Annotated in this window: 1 protein-coding gene; it reads left to right on the top strand. The window is 66.7% G+C overall.

The features are described 5' to 3' along the window. The coding region (locus DXK94_RS20285) for a hypothetical protein (RefSeq protein WP_147294411.1) at nt 1–433 on the top strand (433 nt) is incomplete at both ends.

Below are 433 nucleotides of genomic sequence, written 5' to 3'. Positions count from 1 at the left end.
GCCGGCGAACATGCGCCTGGGTGGGGATAAGCAGTTGCCGGGGGCTGCTGATGTGAGTTTCGGCTCCGAGGTGATCTCGGTGACGGATGCGGCTTCGGGCAAGGTGTGGGCGGTGTCGCCGTCCACGGTGAATGGTTTTGATGAGGAGGCTACCGAGCCGGTGCTGGTGGGCTCGGAGGGCACCGTGTCTGCTGTGGGGGAGGATGACCGGATTTACTCGGCGGATCCGGAGTCGGGGGTGGTGACGGTGACCGGTGTTGATGCCAACGGTGAGGTCACGTCTTCGGAGTCCGAGACGTGGGGCGAGTTGAAGGGCGCGGGCGACCTGCAGATCACGGTGGTGGGGGACCAGCCGGTGGTTCTTGATGCGGCTGCGGGGGAGTTGTTCCTGCCGGGCGGGAAGCGGCTGCAGCTGGACAACGCCCGCGAGGCG

Source organism: Arthrobacter sp. RT-1 (assembly GCF_003367205.1).
Lineage (GTDB): Bacteria > Actinomycetota > Actinomycetes > Actinomycetales > Micrococcaceae > Arthrobacter.
This window is presented reverse-complemented; position numbering and strand designations above follow the sequence as displayed.